This window comes from Burkholderia sp. SCN-KJ (assembly GCF_024656005.1).
Taxonomy (GTDB): domain Bacteria; phylum Pseudomonadota; class Gammaproteobacteria; order Burkholderiales; family Burkholderiaceae; genus Burkholderia.
In genome coordinates, this window is record NZ_JANKOG010000012.1 from 196332 (window position 1) to 214859 (window position 18528).

16 protein-coding genes are annotated in these 18528 nt (G+C 69.8%); 6 read left to right on the forward strand and 10 right to left on the reverse strand.

Annotation, left to right across the window (positions count from 1 at the left end; all coding sequences use genetic code 11):
- Window positions 1-7: 7 nt before the first annotated feature.
- The gene (locus NQV17_RS21115; protein WP_044843317.1) at window positions 8-904 is read left to right on the forward strand and encodes a LysR substrate-binding domain-containing protein; all 897 of its coding nucleotides are present in this window, start codon (window positions 8-10) and stop codon (window positions 902-904) included.
- Between the two features lie 51 nt (window positions 905-955).
- Here NQV17_RS21115 and NQV17_RS21120 read toward each other — a convergent pair whose 3' ends face one another.
- Window positions 956-2428, reverse strand: coding sequence for a PLP-dependent aminotransferase family protein (locus NQV17_RS21120; RefSeq protein ID WP_257773734.1), 1473 nt, complete (start codon window positions 2426-2428; stop codon window positions 956-958).
- Between the two features lie 230 nt (window positions 2429-2658).
- Between NQV17_RS21120 and NQV17_RS21125 the strand changes: the two genes are divergently transcribed.
- Entirely contained in the window at window positions 2659-3858 is a 1200-nt protein-coding gene (locus NQV17_RS21125) for a GNAT family N-acetyltransferase (RefSeq protein ID WP_257773735.1), read from the forward strand.
- Window positions 3859-3879: 21 nt separating this feature from the next.
- Here the strand turns inward: NQV17_RS21125 and NQV17_RS21130 are convergent, their stop codons facing one another.
- On the reverse strand, window positions 3880-4362 hold the full coding sequence (locus tag NQV17_RS21130) for a DUF3331 domain-containing protein (RefSeq protein ID WP_257773736.1): 483 nt from the start codon (window positions 4360-4362) through the stop codon (window positions 3880-3882).
- Between the two features lie 562 nt (window positions 4363-4924).
- Between NQV17_RS21130 and NQV17_RS21135 the strand changes: the two genes are divergently transcribed.
- The 3 genes from NQV17_RS21135 to NQV17_RS21145 all read left to right on the forward strand — a co-directional run bounded on the left by NQV17_RS21135 (window position 4925) and on the right by NQV17_RS21145 (window position 7821).
- Window positions 4925-5989 carry a 2,3-butanediol dehydrogenase gene (locus tag NQV17_RS21135; protein ID WP_257773766.1) on the forward strand — a complete coding sequence of 355 codons (1065 nt, stop codon included), beginning with the start codon at window positions 4925-4927 and terminating at the stop codon, window positions 5987-5989.
- 214 nt (window positions 5990-6203) lie between these two features.
- On the forward strand, window positions 6204-6860 hold the full coding sequence (locus NQV17_RS21140; RefSeq protein WP_257773737.1) for a VC0807 family protein: 657 nt from the start codon (window positions 6204-6206) through the stop codon (window positions 6858-6860).
- Window positions 6861-6954: 94 nt separating this feature from the next.
- On the forward strand, window positions 6955-7821 hold the full coding sequence (locus NQV17_RS21145) for a CPBP family intramembrane glutamic endopeptidase (protein ID WP_257773738.1): 867 nt from the start codon (window positions 6955-6957) through the stop codon (window positions 7819-7821).
- 46 nt (window positions 7822-7867) lie between these two features.
- Here NQV17_RS21145 and NQV17_RS21150 read toward each other — a convergent pair whose 3' ends face one another.
- From NQV17_RS21150 to NQV17_RS21170, 5 genes are all read right to left on the reverse strand, one after another.
- The gene (locus NQV17_RS21150; RefSeq protein WP_257773739.1) at window positions 7868-8848 is read right to left on the reverse strand and encodes an aldo/keto reductase; all 981 of its coding nucleotides are present in this window, start codon (window positions 8846-8848) and stop codon (window positions 7868-7870) included.
- A 337-nt stretch (window positions 8849-9185) separates the two neighbouring features.
- Window positions 9186-9860 carry a MarC family protein gene (locus NQV17_RS21155; protein ID WP_044843309.1) on the reverse strand — a complete coding sequence of 225 codons (675 nt, stop codon included), beginning with the start codon at window positions 9858-9860 and terminating at the stop codon, window positions 9186-9188.
- Between the two features lie 119 nt (window positions 9861-9979).
- On the reverse strand, window positions 9980-10780 hold the full coding sequence (locus tag NQV17_RS21160) for an enoyl-CoA hydratase-related protein (protein WP_257773740.1): 801 nt from the start codon (window positions 10778-10780) through the stop codon (window positions 9980-9982).
- 40 nt (window positions 10781-10820) lie between these two features.
- Window positions 10821-12143, reverse strand: coding sequence for a phenylacetate--CoA ligase PaaK (gene paaK / locus NQV17_RS21165; protein ID WP_257773741.1), 1323 nt, complete (start codon window positions 12141-12143; stop codon window positions 10821-10823).
- Between the two features lie 59 nt (window positions 12144-12202).
- The gene (locus NQV17_RS21170) at window positions 12203-13756 is read right to left on the reverse strand and encodes a 3-hydroxyacyl-CoA dehydrogenase (RefSeq protein WP_257773742.1); all 1554 of its coding nucleotides are present in this window, start codon (window positions 13754-13756) and stop codon (window positions 12203-12205) included.
- Between the two features lie 548 nt (window positions 13757-14304).
- Here NQV17_RS21170 and NQV17_RS21175 point away from each other — a divergent pair.
- Window positions 14305-15393 (forward strand): calcium:proton antiporter, encoded by a 1089-nt coding sequence (locus NQV17_RS21175; protein ID WP_044843305.1) that lies wholly within the window; start codon window positions 14305-14307, stop codon window positions 15391-15393.
- A 180-nt stretch (window positions 15394-15573) separates the two neighbouring features.
- Here the strand turns inward: NQV17_RS21175 and NQV17_RS21180 are convergent, their stop codons facing one another.
- The 3 genes from NQV17_RS21180 to NQV17_RS21190 are packed head-to-tail and all read right to left on the reverse strand — an operon-like array spanning window position 15574 to window position 18520.
- Window positions 15574-16428, reverse strand: a complete 855-nt coding sequence (locus NQV17_RS21180; RefSeq protein WP_257773743.1) for an amidohydrolase — start codon at window positions 16426-16428, stop codon at window positions 15574-15576.
- Complete coding sequence (locus tag NQV17_RS21185; protein ID WP_257773744.1) at window positions 16425-17447, reverse strand: NAD(P)-dependent oxidoreductase; 1023 nt, start codon at window positions 17445-17447, stop codon at window positions 16425-16427. Before NQV17_RS21185 ends, NQV17_RS21180 begins: the two co-directional genes overlap by 4 nt.
- On the reverse strand, window positions 17444-18520 hold the full coding sequence (locus NQV17_RS21190) for a LacI family DNA-binding transcriptional regulator (RefSeq protein ID WP_257773745.1): 1077 nt from the start codon (window positions 18518-18520) through the stop codon (window positions 17444-17446). The genes NQV17_RS21185 and NQV17_RS21190 overlap by 4 nt, the downstream gene beginning before the upstream one ends.
- Window positions 18521-18528 lie beyond the last annotated feature (8 nt).

The window sequence follows — 18528 nt, forward strand, 5'->3', positions numbered from 1 at the left end:
ACCCGCCATGAGCAACACGATCGACTACCGGCTGATTCGGCAACTCTGGATGTTTCTCGCCGTCGCCGAGGAGCAGCATTTCGGGCGCGCGGCGAAGCGGCTGAACATGTCGCAACCGCCGTTGACCGAGCAGATCAAGGTACTGGAGCAGTCGCTCAGGATCCAGTTGTTCTACCGCTCGCGGCAGGGAACCCAACTGAGCCCGGCGGGCGCCGCGATCCTGCCGGCCGTCCGGCAATTCGCCGGCCAGGCCGAGCGGCTGCAGCGTGTCGTGCGCGAGGTCGCGGCCGGCCAGTCGGGCGTGCTGCACGTCGGCGCGATCACGTCCGCGATGCTCGACACGGTGCCGCCGCTACTGGACGCGCTCAAGCGCGCGCATCCGAACCTGACCGTGTTCGTCAACGAGATCGACAGCGTCGACGCGATTCCGGCGCTGGAGGCCGGCGAGCTTGATCTCGCCTTTGCACGCGTCGATGGCGAGGTAGCGAACGGTATCGCGACGATGCCGATGGCCGAGGACCGGCTCGCTGTCGCGTTGCCGAAGAAGCATCCGCTGGCGGCCATACCAAGGGTGCGGCTGCGCGCGTTGATGGACGAACCGCTGATCATGTCGTCGCGACAGGTCAGCCCCGTCTACTTCGACATGTTGACGTCCGTCTGCCGCACGCATGGGCTGACACCGCGCGTGATTCACGAGGTGCGTTCGGTGACGTCGCAGATTGCGTACGTCGGCTGCGGTCAGGGCGTGGCGCTGGTGCCTGCGTCGACCCGCAAGCTCGCGCCGGAGAACGTCGTCGTGCGGCCGTTGAAGGAAAAGGTCATGGTCGTGACGGCGGCCGCTGTCTGGAATACGAACCGGCATCATCCGATGGTCGATGCCGTGCTCGACATGCTGAAAAAGTAACGACGCGCGACAATCGTGCCGCTTCCCGCGCGGCGTCACCCGCGCGCCGGGTCACTCGCCCGCGACCCGATGCGCGATCGTCGACAGCGTCCGCAGCATCGGCGCGAACGCATCGGCCGACGTATTGCCGAACCCGAGCACGAGCCCGTTGGCCGGCGACGTCGCGTGAATCGAGAACCCCGACAGCGGGAACGGCCCGATCCCGTGCGCGCGCGCCGCTTCGACGATCGCGCGGTCGCGATAACGGGCCGGCAGCCGCAACGCCAGATGCAGCCCGCACGGCCCGCCCTCGACCTGATGCGGCACGGTGAACGCGTCGTCCAGCGCGGCGAGCAGCGAGCGCCGCCGGTCGCGATACAGCCGCCGCATCCGCCCGAGATGGCGCCCGTACTCCCCCGTCTCGATGAAATCGGCGAGCGCGAGCTGCACGTGGCGCGTCCCGCCGCGCAGCATCTCCGGCAACGCCGGCCGCACCGCGGCCAGCAGCGCGTCGGGCAGCACGAGAAAGCCGATCCGCAACGCCGGATACATCGTCTTGCTGAACGAGCCGAGATAGACGACCGGCGAATCGGCCGCGAGCCCGTGCAACGCGCCGATCGGCTCGCCGGTATGCCGAAACTCGCTGTCGTAATCGTCCTCGATGATCCACGCGCGATGCCGGCGTGCGGCGTCGATCAGCGCGAGCCGGCGCGAGATAGACAGCACCGCGCCGGTCGGGAACTGGTTCGACGGCGTGGTGTAGACGAGCCGGGGCGTCCGTTCGCGCCAGTCCGTGTCTGCCGCGCGCAGCCCCTCCGCGTCGACCGGCATCGGCACGACGTCGAGATCGGCCGCCTGCATCGCGGTGCGCGCGCCGCGATAGCCGGGCTCCTCGACCCAAACCGTGTCGCCGGGGTTCGTCAGCAGCTGCGCGCACAACGCGATCGCGCCCTGCGCGCCTTCGGTGATCACGATCTGCTCGGGATCGCAGCGCACGCCGCGCGTCACGGCCAGGTGGCGCGCGATCGACTCGCGCAGCGCGCGTTCGCCGAGCGGGTCGCCGTACGCGAGCAGGTCGCGGCCGGCGCGGCGCAGCGCGCGGTCGATCGCATGCCGCCACGCATCCACCGGGAAATGCGACAGCGCGGGCACGCCCGGCCGGAAGCCTTCCGACTCGCCAGTGCCGATCAGGCTCGGGCGGATCCGGCCGAGCCGCTGCGCGACGGCCGGCGGTGCGACCCGCCGGCGCGGCGCGGCCGGCCGCGACAGGCCGACCACGCGTGTGCCGCGGCGATCGGATTGCAGGAAGCCTTCGGCGACGAGCTGCTCGTAGACGGCCGCCGTCGTGTTGCGCGACACGCCGAGCGTCTCGGCCAGCGCGCGCGTGCCGGGCAGCCGCGTGCCGGCCGGCATCGCGCCGCCGAGAATCGCGTCGCGCACGCGGCGCAGCAGTTGCCGCTGCAACGAAGGCGCGCCGGCCGTGCGCGCGAGCGGCGCGTCGAGCGGCAACAGCGGTGCGTCGCCGGAAGGAAAGGCAGTCGTCATCGGGATATCGCAGTGTGGAAGCCTCGGGGCATCGCGCGTCGAGCGCGGCGCCGGCATGGCACCGGCGCGGCGCGTTCATGGCGCGTTCATGGCGCGTTCGTGGCACCTCGGCAGCACCTTCGTGGCACCATAAATTTGCTGTCGGCTGGCGCTTCTCATGGTACCTCGCCGGGACTACGATCGTCTGCATGCCGGCATGTCGCCGGCCGCCAACCGAAGCGAGATCGACCTTGTCCACGCTCACCAACGACTTCCAGCAGCCCATCGGCCACCCCGTTCCCGACTGGTCCGCGCGCCCTCGCCCGGAGCGCATCGTGCTCGAGGGCCGCTACTGCCGCCTCGAACCGCTCGACGCCGACCGCCATGCCGCCGACCTGTACGCCGCGTACGCGCAGGCGCCGGACGGCAGCGACTGGACCTATCTCGCGCACGGTCCGTATGCCGACGAGTCGAGCTACCGCGACTACGCGCGCGGCGCGGCGGCCAGCGCCGATCCGCTGCACTACACGGTGATCGACCGCGCGACGAACCGCGCCGTCGGCACGCTCGCGCTGATGCGCATCGACCCGGCCAACGGCGTGATCGAGGTCGGTTCCGTCACCTTCTCGCCGCTACTGAAGCGCACGCCGATTTCGACCGAAGCGCAGTACCTGCTGATGAAGTACGCGTTCGACACGCTCGGCTACCGGCGCTACGAATGGAAGTGCGACGACCTCAACGAACCGTCGCGCAAGGCGGCAGCGCGGCTCGGCTTCCGTTACGAAGGCACGTTCCGGCAGGCGATCATCTACAAGGGACGCAACCGCGACACGGCATGGTTCTCGATCGTCGACGGCGAATGGCCGGACGTGCGCGCCGCGTTCGAAGCCTGGCTCGCGCCGGAGAACTTCGACGCCAGCGGTACGCAGCGCGAGACGCTCGTCGCGATCCGCCACGCGCGGGCGCGTGCGCGCGATGCGGCCGGCCGCGCGAACGACGCGACGCGCGTCACGGTCCGGCCGCTCGTGGCCGCCGACGAAGCCGCGTGGCGCCCGCTGTGGCAGGGCTACCAGACTTTCTACGAGACCGCGCTGAGCGACGCCGTGTTCGCGACGACATGGGCGCGCCTGATGGATCCCGCCGAACCGATGTTCGCGCTCGGCGCCTTCGACGCGTCGGGTACGCTGGTCGGCATCGTGCACGCGATCTATCACCGCTCGTGCTGGACCGAAGGGCCGTACTGCTATCTGCAGGACCTGTTCACGGCGGCGGACGCCCGCGGGCAAGGCGCGGGCGGCGCACTGATCGAAGCCGTGTACGAGCGGGCCCGCGAAGCCGGCGCAAGCCGCGTGTACTGGCTCACGCACGAAACCAACACGACCGCCCGCGCGCTGTACGACAAGCTCGCGAACAACGCGGGGTTCATCCAGTACCGGAAGGATCTCAACTAACGCGAGAGTGCAACCGGTCGCTCAGCCCGGGGCATCGACCGGATCCGTCGCCTCGCCGCGGGCTGGTGCCGCGCGACACGCGGCGCCAGCCGCAGGCGGCACCGACGCGGGGTGGATCATCTCGTCGCCGTTGACCGGCACCGGCCGCCGCACCGGCCGGTACACCGGTTCGCCCGGCTCGATCGCCTGCCCGGAGATCGCGCAGCGGCCCGCCTGCAACGCGACGCGCAAGCGCCAGCGTTGCTCGCCGTAATGGCAGCGCCCGCTTTCGCTCCAGCGCACCAGCAAGCCGTCGTCGCCCGCTTCCAGAACCGACACGAACAGTTGCGGCCGCAACGGTGAAACGCCCGGTGCGACAGGCTCCGGAGTCGGCGCGCGATCGGCACGCTCCTGTGGCCGCGCCATCCCGACGTCTGCCGGTAACGGCATCGCGTCCCGCTCTTCGGCTACCAGCATGTGGTACGACACATACTCGCAGATCAGGCATTCGATAACGTTTGGCATGCTTGACGACATTCCGTGAAGATTGAGACGAGCCGCGCTCGGCCGTTCGCACGGCAGCGACGACCGATTCGGTCATGCACCCCGCCTCCGGTGCAACCACCATGCACGCATGGCGATCGGACATTGCCGCAGATGATACAAATTGAAGTTAACTTCAAGTAAAGGGGAAACATGCGCAACGATGCGTTTCGCTGATCGCCACAATGGACCGCAACGACCGCGGCTACGGCGACCCCGACCGAACCGCGCGTCTCGCGTTTCGTCTCAAACGGCTGAGACGAATGTCCCGGCGTCTCACCCGCCGCGTCCCGTCGCAATCGCAGCAAATTTCGCGTGTGATTCGCTCGGTCCCGGCTGATGTCAATGCAACGCGGCCTGCTGCATCGCACAGCGCCCGCCCGGCGCCTTCGCCGTCCGAGCGTCGATTCAAGCTGGCCCCGTTCCTGCATGTCGGTCGCTCGCGCAATCGCGCGACGGACCAACCGGCCCTTGGCCGCGCGTCCGACGACAACCTGACGGAGACAGCAACGTGAGTACACCGGCATCGAACACCGCTCCCAGCATGAAGGCCGCCGTCTGGCATGGCCGCCACGACATCCGCGTCGAAGAGGTTCCCGTTCCAGCGCATCCGCCGGCCGGCTGGGTCCAGATCCGCGTGCACTGGTGCGGGATCTGCGGCTCCGACCTGCACGAGTACGTCGCCGGGCCCGTGTTCATTCCCGTCGACGCGCCGCATCCGCTGACGGGCCTGAAGGGCCAGTGCATCCTCGGCCACGAGTTCAGCGGCGAGATCGCGGCGCTCGGCGCGGGCGTGACGGGCTTCGCGGTCGGCGAGCGCGTGACGGCCGACGCCTGCCAGCATTGCGGCACCTGCTGGTATTGCCGGCACGGGCTGTACAACATCTGCGAGAACCTCGCGTTCACCGGGCTGATGAACAACGGCGCGTTCGCCGAATTCGTGAACGTGCCGGCCGAGCTGCTGTACAAGCTGCCCGACAACTTCCCGACGGAGGCCGGCGCGCTGATCGAGCCGCTCGCGGTCGGGCTGCATGCAGTGAAGAAGGCCGGCAACATCGTCGGCCAGACCGTCGTCGTGGTCGGCGCCGGCACGATCGGCCTGTGCACGATCATGTGCGCGAAGGCCGCGGGCGCCGGACGCGTGATCGCGCTGGAAATGTCGGCCGCCCGCAAGCAGAAGGCGCTGGAGGTCGGCGCGACGGTCGTGATCGATCCGAAGGCGTCCGACGCGATCGCGGAAGTCAAGGCGCTGACGGGCGGCTACGGCGCCGACGTGTCGTTCGAGTGCATCGGGCACACGGCCACCGCGCAGCTCGCGATCGACGTGATCCGCAAGGCCGGCAAGTCGGTGATGGTCGGCATCTTCGAGGAACCGACTTCGTTCAACTTCTTCGACATCGTGTCGACCGAGAAGGAAGTGATCGGCTCGCTCGCATACAACGGCGAATTCGCGGACGTGATCCGCTTCATCGCGGACGGCCGCATCGACGTGCAGCCGCTGATCACCGGCCGGATCACGCTCGGCGACATCGTCGCGCACGGCTTCGAGGAGCTGGTCAACCACAAGGACCGGAACGTGAAGATCATCGTCCAGCCCGCGGCCGCCTGACGAACCGTTGACCGGGCGATGACGGCCGCGCGGCGGCCGGACGCGGCGCCGAATGGTCCCGGGGCAGCCCTGGCGCGCCCCGCCGCCCGGTCGCCGCGTGTTTCCGCCCGTTTTCGGTGCGTGCACAACCGCGCCGAGTGCGGCGCGCGGGGTCGGACTTCGATATACTCGAAGCGACATCACCGCCCCGCGCGCCATCCGCGCGCCCGCTTCCGTGAAACCACGAGCCGGCCTGATCCTCGAACTTGTCGTCAACCTGCTGCTGCCCTGGGTCGCATACCGGGTCGCGCACCTGTACTTCGGCGAAACCGGCGCGCTGTACGCGTCGGCGATTCCGCCCATCGTCTGGTCCGTCGTCGAATTCATCCGCTCGCGCCGCATCGATGCGGTGGCCGCCGTCGTGCTGCTCGGCATCGCGCTGTCGATCGCCGGCATGGCGCTCGGCGGCAGCGCGCGCACGCTGCTGATGCGCGAATCGCTTGCGTCCGGCACGATCGGCGTCGTGTTCCTGCTGTCGTTGTTCCGCGATCGTCCGCTGATCTTCTATCTCGCGCGCGCGACGGTGGCCCGCGAGATGGCCGGCGGCGCCGCGCGTTTCGAGACGGTCTGGGCCGAGCAGCCGGGGCTGCGCCAGATGCTGCGCCTGATGACCTTCGTGTGGGGCGCCTGCATGACGCTGGAGATGCTGCTGCGCCTGTGGATGGTCGTCACCTGGCCCGTCGAGCGCGTGCTCGTCGTGTCGCCGATCATGGGCTACACGGTGTTCGGCACGCTGCTGCTGTGGACCTTCTGGTACCGGCGGCGGATGCGCGAGCGCAACAGCGTCGACATCCCGACCCGCGACGGCGTCACCGAGATCGCCGGCCGCTGAGCGCCCGCCCCGTCCGCCCCCAGCGGCCGGCCCGGCGGCCGTCACGGCCGCTGGGGTATGATGCGCGGCTCTCGTTCGCCCCCTGCATCGCCCCATGTCTCTCTCGCTTCTCCCGTGTGCCACGATCTGGCTCGCACTGTTCGCGGCCGCCGCGTTCGCGTGGCAGCGCCCGCTGCATGGCCTGAGCATCGCCGTTGCCGCGCTCGGCTATGCCGGCGCGCTGGCGTTCGGCAAGCTCGAACCGATCGTGCTCGCGCCGCTCGCGCTGCTCGCGGCCGCCGCCTGGGGCATCGCGCCGGGCCGCCCGCTCGCGATGCGGATCGTCGCGCACGTCGTGTTTGCCGCGCTCGCGATCGCGCTGAGCCTGCACCTGCTTCCCGGCTTCCACAATCCGCGCGTGATCGAGCCGACGCGTTTCACGCCGGATGCCGTGCCGTTCACGATGTACCTGAATTTCGACAAGCCGCTCGTCGGCCTGTGGCTGCTGTGGGCGCTGCCGTGGGTGGCGCCGGACGTCGCCCCGGCACGCGCGCTGCGCACCGGCGCGGTGGCGGCCGTCGCGACGGCGGCGGCCTGCCTGGCCGGCGCGCTCGCGTTCGGCATGGTCGGCTGGGCGCCGAAATGGCCGGCGTCGGGCTGGATGTGGCTCGTCAACAACGTGCTGCTCGTCACGCTCGCCGAGGAAGCGCTGTTCCGCGGCTACGTGCAAGGCGGGCTCACGCGCGTGCTCGGCCGGTTCGGCTGGGGGCCGTGGGCCGCGCTCGCGATCGGCGCGGGACTGTTCGGCGCCGCGCACGCGGCCGGCGGCTGGCCCTGGATCGTGCTCGGCACGGTGGCCGGCATCGGCTACGGCCTCGCATGGCGGCGCGGCGGACTGCTCGCATCCGCGCTCGCGCATGCGGGGCTGAACGTGATCCACTTCGCGCTGTTCACCTATCCGATGCTCGCCGCCGCACGCTGAACGCCGTGCGCGGCGGCGGCATCCCGACGGTTTCGTGCGGTCGAACTCAGTTGAAGCCGGCTACCGCATGCGGCACGTAAGGGCTTTCGAGCGTCGCGATTTCATCGTCGGTCAGCTTCAGCTGCAGCGCGCCGAGCGCATCGTCCAGATGATGCGGCTTCGAGATGCCGACGATCGGCGCGGTGACGCCGCGCTTGTGCGCGACCCATGCAAGCGCGACCTGCGCACGCGGCACGTTGCGTGCGGCGGCGATCGCCGCGACGGCCTCGACGACCGCGCGATCGGCACCGGCCGTCGCGTCGTACATCCGCTGACCGACCTCGTCGCTCTGCTGCCGGCCGGACGACTCGTCCCAGTTGCGCGTCAGCCGGCCGCGCGCGAGCGGGCTCCACGGAATCACCGCGATGCCTTCGGCCTCGCACAGCGGCAGCATTTCCCGTTCTTCCTCGCGATACAGCAGGTTCAGGTGGTTCTGCATGCTGACGAAGCGGGTCCAGCCGTTCTGCTTCGACGTATACAGCGCCTTCGCGAACTGCCACGCGAACATCGACGACGCACCGATGTAGCGCGCCTTGCCGGCCTTCACGACGTCGTGCAGCGCCTCGAGCGTCTCCTCGATCGGCGTGCCGTAGTCCCAGCGATGGATCTGGTACAGGTCGACGTAGTCGGTGCCGAGCCGCTTCAGGCTCTGGTCGATGTCGGTCATGATCGCCTTGCGCGACAATCCCGCGCCGTTCGGCCCGGGGCGCATCCGGTAGAACACCTTGGTCGCGATCACGACGTCGTCGCGCTTCGCGAAGTCGCGCAACGCACGGCCGACGATCTCCTCGGACGTGCCGTCCGAATACATGTTCGCGGTATCGAAGAAATTGATGCCGGCCTCGATCGCGCGCTGGATGATCGGGCGGCTTTCCGCTTCCGGCAGCGTCCACGGGTGGGTGCCGCGCGACGGCTCGCCGAACGTCATGCAGCCCAGCACCAGCTTCGACACGTCCATCCCGGTCGACCCGAATTTCACGTATTCCATCGCTCGCCTCGTCATTGAAGTGGGGTTGCGGCCGGATGCGCGGCCCGGTTCGGTGCACCGGGTACGAACGCCGTGCGCGGCATCGGCCAGACGTCGCATGGTATCGCGCAGCGCGCGAACGCGTAGTCGACGCGACGGCCTGCTGCCCGGCCGGGTCGCCCGGAGTGTGGACGCGCCGGAACCGCAGCCCAATCGCACTTGAGCATCGCTTCGACGGCGCACACCGACGCGCCACGCAGCATCCATGATCAGAATGCGTGGCGTGGCGTGGCGTGGCATGGCGCCGCGCCGGCTGCCGCTCGACGAACGAACGGATTGCTCGCGAACGACGAACGGCTTACTTGATCTGGTCGGCGAGCGGCTGCAGGAATTCGGAGAAGCCGGTCAGCATGATCTGCACGCCGATGCACAGCAGCAGGAATGCCGACACGCGCTTCGCGACCTTGGTGCCTTCGGTGCCGAGATAGCGGGAGAGCAGCGCGGCACGGCTGTAGGTCAGCCAGATCACGACCGCGACGAGCGCCGACACCGAGATCGACACGATGCTCGACAGCATGAATTCCGACAGCTTGTGCGTGCGGTTCGCGTTCAGCGCGATCGCGGTGGCGATCGAACCGGGGCCGACGGTCAGCGGCACGGTCAGCGGGAAGAACGCGCGGGTCATGATCGCGTTCGCATCGATCGGCTTGATCGGCGTATCGCCGCCGCCCGCCGGCCCGTCCGGCTCGTTCAGCATCTGCCAGCCCGCGACGGCGACCGCGAAGCCACCGCCGATCCGCAGCGCTTCCATCGAGATCCCGAAGAAATGCAGCACCGGCGTGCCGGCGAAGAACGCGACCAGCAACACGATGAACGCGTTGAACGCCACCTTCTTCGCGAGCAGGTTGCGCTCGTGCTCGGTCAGCGCCTCGGTGCGTTCGAGAAACAGGAACGCGATGCCGATCGGATTGATGATGCCGATCAGGCCGGTAAAGCCGAACAGGATCTCGGAGATAAGGCGGTTGACGATCATCGGGGCGAAGAAGCGGTCGGGGCTGGGCCGGCGGCGCGCCGGGGGTCACGCATTGTAGAGCAAGCGCCCGCGCCCGAGACGCAAATCTCGCCCCCGGCGCGGCGGCCCGCGCCGCGCCCTTATTCGGCGCCCGGCTCCCAGGCCGGCGGCCGCTTCGCGAAGAACGCGGCGAAGCCCTCCTTCGCTTCCGGCGTCGCCCGCACGCCGGAGATCGTCTGCGCGGTGAACGCCGCGCGTTCGTCCGACGGCGGGTACTCGCCGATCGCGTCGAAAAAGCGCTTGATCTCCATCAGCGCGTTCGGGCCGTTGCGGCTCAGCTCGGCGAGCGTCTTGTCGAGTGCGGCGTCGAGCGCGTCGAGCGGCACGGCCTGGTGGATCAGCCCGATCGCGACGGCTTCGGCGGCCGCGAGTTGCGTCGCGGTCAGCGCGAGCCGGCGCGCTTGGCGCTGGCCGACCGCCTCGACCAGATACGGGCCGATCACCGACGGCAGGATCCCGAAGCGGGCCTCGCTGACCGAAAAGCGCGCGTGATCGCTCGCGATCACGATGTCGCAGGCCGCGCACAGGCCGACGCCGCCGCCGAACGCGTGGCCCTGCACGCGCGCGACCGTCGGCTTCGGGCACAGCCGGATCGCCCTCATCATCGCGGCGAACCGCTCGGCGTCGCGCAGGTTCGCGGCCGCGTCGTTCGCGCTCGCGCGTTGCATCCACTGCAGGTCGGCGCCCGCGCAGAACGCGCGGCCGTCCGAGCGCAGCACGATCGCGCGCACGTCGTCGCGCCGGCCGAGCGTCGTGAACGCGTCGGTCAGCTCGGCGATCATCGTCTCGTCGAACGCGTTGAGCACGTCGCCGCGCTGCAGCGCGACGGTCGCGATGCCGCGCGCATCGACGCCAACGGCCAGGGTCTTCAATCCATCCATCGAACGGGTTCCTCGGAGTAGAACAGGGAAATGGGGAGACTCACGCAGCCTGCCGGCGGTCGATCACGCGCCGGGCCTTGCCGGTCGCACTCGCGGGAATGCCGCCCGCGGCGAGCACCGTCACGCCGGCCGACACGCCGATCATCGTCTTGATCCGGTGCTGCAGCTCGCGCGCGATCGCCGCACGCTCGGCGTCGGTCACGCACGCGACGGCCTCGGAGCGCAGCTCGACCGCGAGATCGAGCCGGTCCATGTGGCCGTCGCGCGAAAGCGTGATCTGGAACTGCCCCGACAGCTTCGTCTGCGCGACGACGATTTCCTCGATCTGGCTCGGGAACACGTTCACGCCGCGCACGATCAGCATGTCGTCGGAGCGGCCCGTGATCTTCGCGAGCCGGCGCATCGCGCGCGCGGTCGGCGGCAGCAGCGCGGTGAGGTCGCGCGTGCGGTAGCGGATCACCGGCATCGCCTCCTTCGTCAGCGACGTGAACACGAGCTCGCCCTCGCTGCCGTCCGGCAGCACTTCGCCGGTCACGGGGTCGATGATCTCCGGATAGAAATGGTCTTCCCAGATCACCGGGCCGTCCTTCGTCTCGACGCATTCGCACGCGACGCCCGGGCCCATCACTTCCGACAGCCCGTAGATGTCGAGCGCGTCGATGCCCACGCGCGTCTCCACTTCCTCGCGCAGCGCCTGCGTCCACGGCTCCGCGCCGAAGATGCCGATCTTCAGCGACGACTCGGCCGGGTCCATCCCTTGCCGCACCATCTCGTCGATCAGGTTCAGCATGTACGACGGCGTGACGAGGATGATCTTCGGCTCGAAATCGCGGATCAGCTGCACCTGCTTTTCAGTCTGCCCGCCCGACATCGGCACGACCATGCAGCCGAGCCGCTCCGCGCCGTAGTGAATCCCGAGGCCGCCCGTGAAGAGCCCGTAGCCGAATGCGTTGTGCAGCGTGTCGCCCGGGCGGCCGCCGGCCGCGCGGATCGAACGCGCGGTCACGTTCGCCCAGGTGTCGATGTCGCGCGCGGTGTAGCCGACCACGGTCGGCTTGCCGGTCGTGCCGCTCGACGCATGCACGCGCACGACCTGCTCGCGCGGCACCGCGAAGAGGCCGAACGGATAGTTGTCGCGCAGGTCGTGCTTGGTCGAGAACGGGAATCTCGCGAGATCGGCGAGCGTCTTCAGGTCGTCCGGATGCACGCCCGCCGCGTCGAACGTGCGGCGATAGTGCGGGACGTTGTCGTACGCGTGGCGCAGCGACCACTTGAGGCGCTCGAGCTGCAGCGCCTGCAGTTCGTCGCGGCTGGCGGTCTCGATCGGCTCGAGGGCGGCGGCGGGGTGCGTCGGGTGAGTCATCGGGGTGCTCCTCCAGTGGAGTGATGTCGTTATCGTGATCGGGGTGACGGGGCCGGCGGCTAGCGGAACGTGCGGCCGGCCGCGTGCAGCGCGGCGATGCGCGGCGACACGCGATAGCGGTCCTCGCCGTAGCTCGCCGCCAGGTTCGACAGCACGCGATGCACGCGGCCGATGCCGATCGCATCGGCCCACGCGAGCGGGCCGCACGGGTAGTTCACGCCCTTCTCCATCGCGAGATCGAGATCGGCGGGCGAGCACACGCCCTGGTTCACCGTGTCGGCCGCCTCGTTCGCGAGCATCGCGACGGTGCGCATCGCGACCATGCCCGGCACGTCGGCGATGCCGACGACGCGAAAACCCGCTTGCTGGAACAGCCCGACCGCATCCGCGTAAGCCGCGTCGCTGCACTGCAGCGCGCGCGTCAGCGCGACGAGCCCGGCCTGCGCGTAATCGCGCGCGAGATCGACGAGCACGAGGTCGCCCACACCGGTTTGCGCGGCACGCACGGTCGCGGTGCGGCCGTCGGTCAGCGCAATCGACGCGCGGCCGGCCACGGCGAGCAGTTCGTCGGCATGCGCGCCGTTCTGCCGGGCGCCGGCGATTCGTTCGACGAAGCGCGCATGCAGCGCCGCGGCCGGGCCGTCCTGCGCGAACAGCGCGACGTCGGCCGGCGCATCGCACGGCGGTTCGAACGCGGGCGCGGGCGGCGTCGCGCCGTCCGCATACGAATAGAAGCCGCGGCCCGACTTGCGCCCCAGGAAGCCCGCGTTCACGAGTTCCTGCTGGATCAGCGACGGCGTATAGCGCGGATCGTTGAAGTACGCGCGGAACACCGACTCGGTCACCGCGAAGTTCACGTCGTGGCCGATCAGGTCCATCAACTCGAACGGCCCCATGCGGAAGCCGCCGGCGTCGCGCATCACCGCGTCGATCGAGGCCGGCGTGCCGCCCTGCTCGTTCAGCACGCGCAGCGCCTCCGCGTAATACGGCCGCGCGACGCGATTCACGATGAAGCCGGGCGTCGACTTCGCCAGCACCGGCCGCTTGCCCCACGCGGCGGCCGTGTCGTAGAGGGCCTGCGCGACGTCCGGCGCGGTCGCGAGCCCGCTGACCACCTCGACGAGCGCCATCAGCGGCGCCGGATTGAAGAAATGCAGGCCGGCCACGCGCTGCGGCGCGCGCAGCCCGGCCGCGATCGACGTGATCGAGATCGACGACGTGTTGGTCGCCAGCACGCAGCTGTCGTCGACATGGCGTTCGAGCGTCGCGAAGATCTCGCGCTTCACGTCGAGCCGCTCGGCCGCCGCCTCGACGATCAGCGCGGCGCCCGCGAAGTCGGCCAGCGCGCGCACCGCGCGAATCCGGCTGCCGGCCGCGTCGGCCTGCGCCGGTTCCATCCGGCCCTTCTCCGCGAGCCGTGCGAACTGCGCGCGGATGCCGGCCAGCGCCTTGTCGCATGCGGCTTCGTTCAGGTCGTACAGCAGCACCGCATGACCGGCCGCCGCGGCCACCTGCGCGATGCCCGCGCCCATCGCGCCCGCGCCGATCACGCCGACGACCGCCGACGGCGCCAGCGCGCCCGAATTCACCGAATGTGCAGAAGAAACAGCCATCGCTTGCGATCCGTCATGAAGTGGAAGTGCGAGCGATTATAAACCGACCGGTCGGTAGATTTATGTCAGGGCGAGCCCGAATTTGTCGTGCAAGAGACCGTTACGAAAAGCGCAAGAACAAAAAGTCGAACGATCGGGGCACTTTTTTGAAACCGAAAGGTCAATGAAAGCGTTCGATTATGAGATGGTGTCCCACGAACGCCTGATAAAATTCGACAAATCGCCGGATTTCAGGGGGAAACCGCGTGTCACGCCGCTGCCGTCCACCGCCTGCCGTCCTTTCGGGGTCGAAATCGCGCCAGCGGTCCGCGTATATCGTGACGTACCCGCGCCCCGCCCTCGGCACCCGATCGCATCGAACCGTTTCATCCCGCGACGGGCTTCGGCCCGCCCGCGCCCCTCGCCGCTTCACGGCGGCGAATCCAGGGCAGCACGGCTCCGCGCTGCCGCCCATCAGCATCATCTTCCACGTTCGGCGGATCATCCGGCCGGGCTTCGTCAACCCGTGACGGCGCGCCGCGCGCCGCCACTCGCATAGGAAACCGTCCATGCCGCTCTCGTCCAACCAGCTCCCGCGCTGGACCCTCGTGGCCCCGCTTGCCGCCTGGCTGGTACTCGCGCTGTCGCGCGTCGTGCCGGCCGAAGGCCTCGTCATCGCCGTGTTCGCCGCCGCCCTCGCCGGCTCCGTGTTCGCCGCCGTCCACCATGCCGAAGTCGTCGCGCACCGCGTCGGCGAGCCGTTCGGCACGCTCGTGCTGGCGGTCGCCGTGACCGTCATCGAGGTCGCGCTGATCGTGTCGGTGATGCTCGGCGCCGGCCCCGAGAAATCGGGCCTCGCGCGCGATACCGTGTTCGCCGCGGTGATGATCATCTGCAACGGCATCGTCGGCCTGTGCCTGCTGGTCGGGGCGTGGAAGCACGGCGAGCAGGATTTTCAGGGGCGCGGCGCGAGCAAGGCGCTCGCGGTGCTCGCGTCGCTGTCGGTGCTGTCGCTCGTGATGCCGAACTACCTGAACGCCGCGCCGGGCCCGTTCTTTTCGAAATCGCAGCTTGCGTTCGCCGGCGTGTCGTCGCTCGTACTGTACGGCGCATTCGTATTCGTGCAGACCGTGCGCCACCGCGACTACTTTCTCACCGAGCACGACAGCGCGAACGAATCAGTGCATGCGGCACCGCCGAGCGGCCGCACCGCGCTGATCAGCCTCGTGCTGCTGTTCGTGAGCCTCGTCGCGGTCGTGCTGCTCGCGAAGCTGCTGTCGCCGGCCGTCGAGCATGCGGTGATGAAGCTCGGCGCGCCGGAAGCGGCGGTCGGCATCGTGATCGCCGCGCTGGTGCTGCTGCCCGAAGGGCTCGCGGCCGTCACCGCCGCGCGGGCGAATCGCCTGCAGACCAGCATGAACCTCGCGCTCGGTTCGGCGCTCGCGAGCATCGGGCTCACGATCCCGACCGTCGCGGCCGTGTTCATCTGGGTCGGCCAGCCGCTCACGCTCGGCATCGGCGCAATGGAAACCGTGCTGCTGTCGCTGACGCTGCTCGTCAGCACGCTGACGCTCAGCCAGGGACGCACGACGGTGCTGCACGGCGTCGTGCATCTGTCGCTGTTCGCGGCGTACCTGTTCCTGTCGGTCACGCACTGATGTAAAGCGGCCCGCGGCACGGCGAAAATGATCCGCCGTGCCGCGCGCCGCGCTTCAACTACCGCTGCTACACCTTCCCCGCTTCGCCCTCTTCGCTTCACGCAGCGGCTACCGGACCGGATAGTCGTGGACGAACGCGTCGACCGCACGCCGTCGAGGCTCGGCCCGCGGCTGGCCACGTCACGTCGCGGCGCCGGTCGAAGTGTCCGCATCGAACCCGTACAGCACGGCCGGGTTGTCGACGAGGATCGCGCGGCCGACCGCTGCGTCCGCCGCGCACGCGTGCAGCCAGCCGAGGAGCTGCGCATCGTCGGGCAGCGGCGACGCGTTCGGGTGCGGCCAGTTGCTGCCCCACACGCAGCGCGCCGCATGCGCGCGTGCGAGCACGGTGGCAAGGCATGCAACGTCGTCGTAACCGGGCGCACCGGATCGCGAGGTCTCGTAAGGCGCGGACAGCTTCACCCATACGTGGCCGCGATCCAGCAGGCGCCGCAACGCAACGAACGCCGGCGCATCCGGTGCAACCGGCGTCAGGAACTTGCCCGTGTGATCGATGACGACGCGCGCCGGCAACGACGCCAGCATCGGCTCGACGTCGGGCAGCGTCCGGCCGTCGAGCTGCAAATCGATGTGCCAGCCGAGCGGCGCGATCCGCGCGGCCATCCGCTCGAGCTCGTCCCATCGCGCGACGCCGCCCGACAGCGTCATGAACCGCACGCCGCGGATGCCTGCCGCGTGCAGCCGCTCGAGTTCGGCATCCGGCACGTCGACCGGCACCGTCGCGACGCCGCGCGCCTGCGGGCCGAGCGCGGCCAGCGCATCGAGCGTGCAGCGGTTGTCGAAGCCGTAACCGGTCGGCTGCACGACGATCACGCGCGCGAGGCCGAGCGTCTGTTGCACCCGGCGATACGCGTCCACCGGCGCATGCGGCGGGCGGAACGTCGCCGTCGGCGCGAGCGGATAGGCATCGTCGTAGATGTGGATATGGCAATCGCACGCGGGCGCCAGCCGCATGCCGCCGCCGTCGCGCGTCATCGCGCCCCCGGCGCGGCGGACGCGTCGGCCGATCGCCAGCGTTCGAGCCGCGTCGCATGCGCGGCGTTGACCGCGCCGTTCGGCACGCGTGCGTCGAGCAGCGCGCCGAGCTGGTCGACCGTCTCCAGCGCCTGGTGCTCGACCGCCGGCCGCGTCAGTCCGCCGATGTGCGGCGTGGCGATCACGCGCGGATGCGCGGCGAGTCCGGGCGTCGGCATCTGATCCGCCGCGCGGCCGACGTCGAGCGCGCAACCGGCCAGCCGGCCGCCGTCGAGCGCGTCGGCCAGCGCGTGCTCGTCGACCAGCTCGCCGCGCGACGCATTGACGAAGCACGCGCCCGGCTTCATCGCGGCGAACGCGCGCGCATCGAACAGGTTCGCGGTGGCCGGCGTCGCCGGCGCGAGGCACACGACGTAGTCCGCGTCGCGCAGCAAGGTCGCGCGGTCGACCTGTTCGATCGACGGCGCGTCGACCCGCACGTACGGGTCGCACACGAGCACGCGCATCCCGAACGCCGTCGCGATCGGCACGAGATGGCGCGCGATCTGTCCATAGCCGACCACGCCCAGCGTGCTGCCACGCAATTCGCGGCCCATCCGCGGCAGCGGCGGCGTGCCACGGTGGTACGCATCCGCGTAGCCGCCGATCCCGCGCGCGAGGTCGATCATCGCGCCGATCACCCACTCCGCGACGGCCGGCCCGAACCCGGGGCTCGCCTGCGTGACCAGCACGCCGAATTCGCTCGCCGCGTCGACGTCGACTGTACGGATGTCGACCGCGCAGCGCAGGAACGCGGCGAGCGCGGGCAGCCCCGCGAACAGCGCACGCGGCGCCGGCGTCTGCCGGTACGCGATGATCGCGTCACACCCCTGCGCGGCGGCGATCAGTTCGTCCGTGCCGAGTTCCCGGTCGAGCGGGTTGCACGTGACGTCCGCGATCGCCTGCAGCGCGCGCAGCGCCTTCGCGCCGAAGTAGTAATCGAACATCCCCGACGGATGGGTCACGTAGACGCGCGTCATGCGTTGTCTCCGTCCGATTCGACCGCGCGCGGCGGCGGCGCGACCGACGCGCGCTCGACCAGCGTGACGCCCGGGAACACGCACTGCCCGGGCACCGATGACGGGTCGCCGTCGTGCCGCATCACGCGCCGCACCATCTCGGCGGCCATCTCGGTGACGGGCAGCTGCACCGTGGTCAGCGCCGGCCACGAGATCGCCGACAGGAAATGGCCGTCCATCCCGACGACCGACATATCGTCCGGCACGCGCAATCCGCCGTCGCGCAGCCCGGCCATCAGGCCGAGCGCGAACAGGTCGTTGACCGCGACGACACCGGTCGGCCGCGCCGGATCGGCCGCGAGCGCGGCGCCGAGCGCGCGCCCGACCTCGACGATCACCGCGTCGCCGTATTCGTTCGCCGGGCCGCCTTCGAGCACTTGCGCATCGGCGCCTGCGTCGCGCGCCACTTCGAGAAAGCCGCGAATCTTGTCGCTGCGGCTCACGGTGATGCCGGCCACCGTCGCGAACGCGAGCCGCGTATGGCCCGCGGCGACGAGGCAGCCGGTCGCGAGCCGCGCGGCCGCCTCGTTGTCGGCCGTCACGTGATCGACCTTCGATTGCTCGCCGGGCGTCGCGCGGCGGTCGTAGCTGACGACCGTCATTCCGCGCTCGGCCGCGCGTTCGAGGTGGCTTTCGTCGGCGAGCGACGAAATCACGATCACGCGCCGCACGCCGTGCGCGAACAGGTCGTCGAAGAACGCCGCCTCCTTGCCCGCGTCGCGGTACGTGTTGCCGATCAGCACGCGATGACCGTACTGCTCCTGCGCGCAAGCTTCGATCTCGCGCGCGATGTAGCCGTACATCGGATTCGCCATCGACGGCACCAGCAACCCGACGAGCGGCGTCTGCCCCGTCTTGAGCTGGCGCGCGAGCGTGCTCGGCCGGTACTGCAGCGCATCCATCGACGCCTTCACGCGCGCGAGCGTCTCCGGCTTCATCTGGTCGGTGCGGCCGTTGAGCACGTTCGAAACCGTGCTGACCGAAACGGCCGCATGACGGGCCACGTCCTGAATCGTACTCATGTCGTCTTGCATTGAACGGG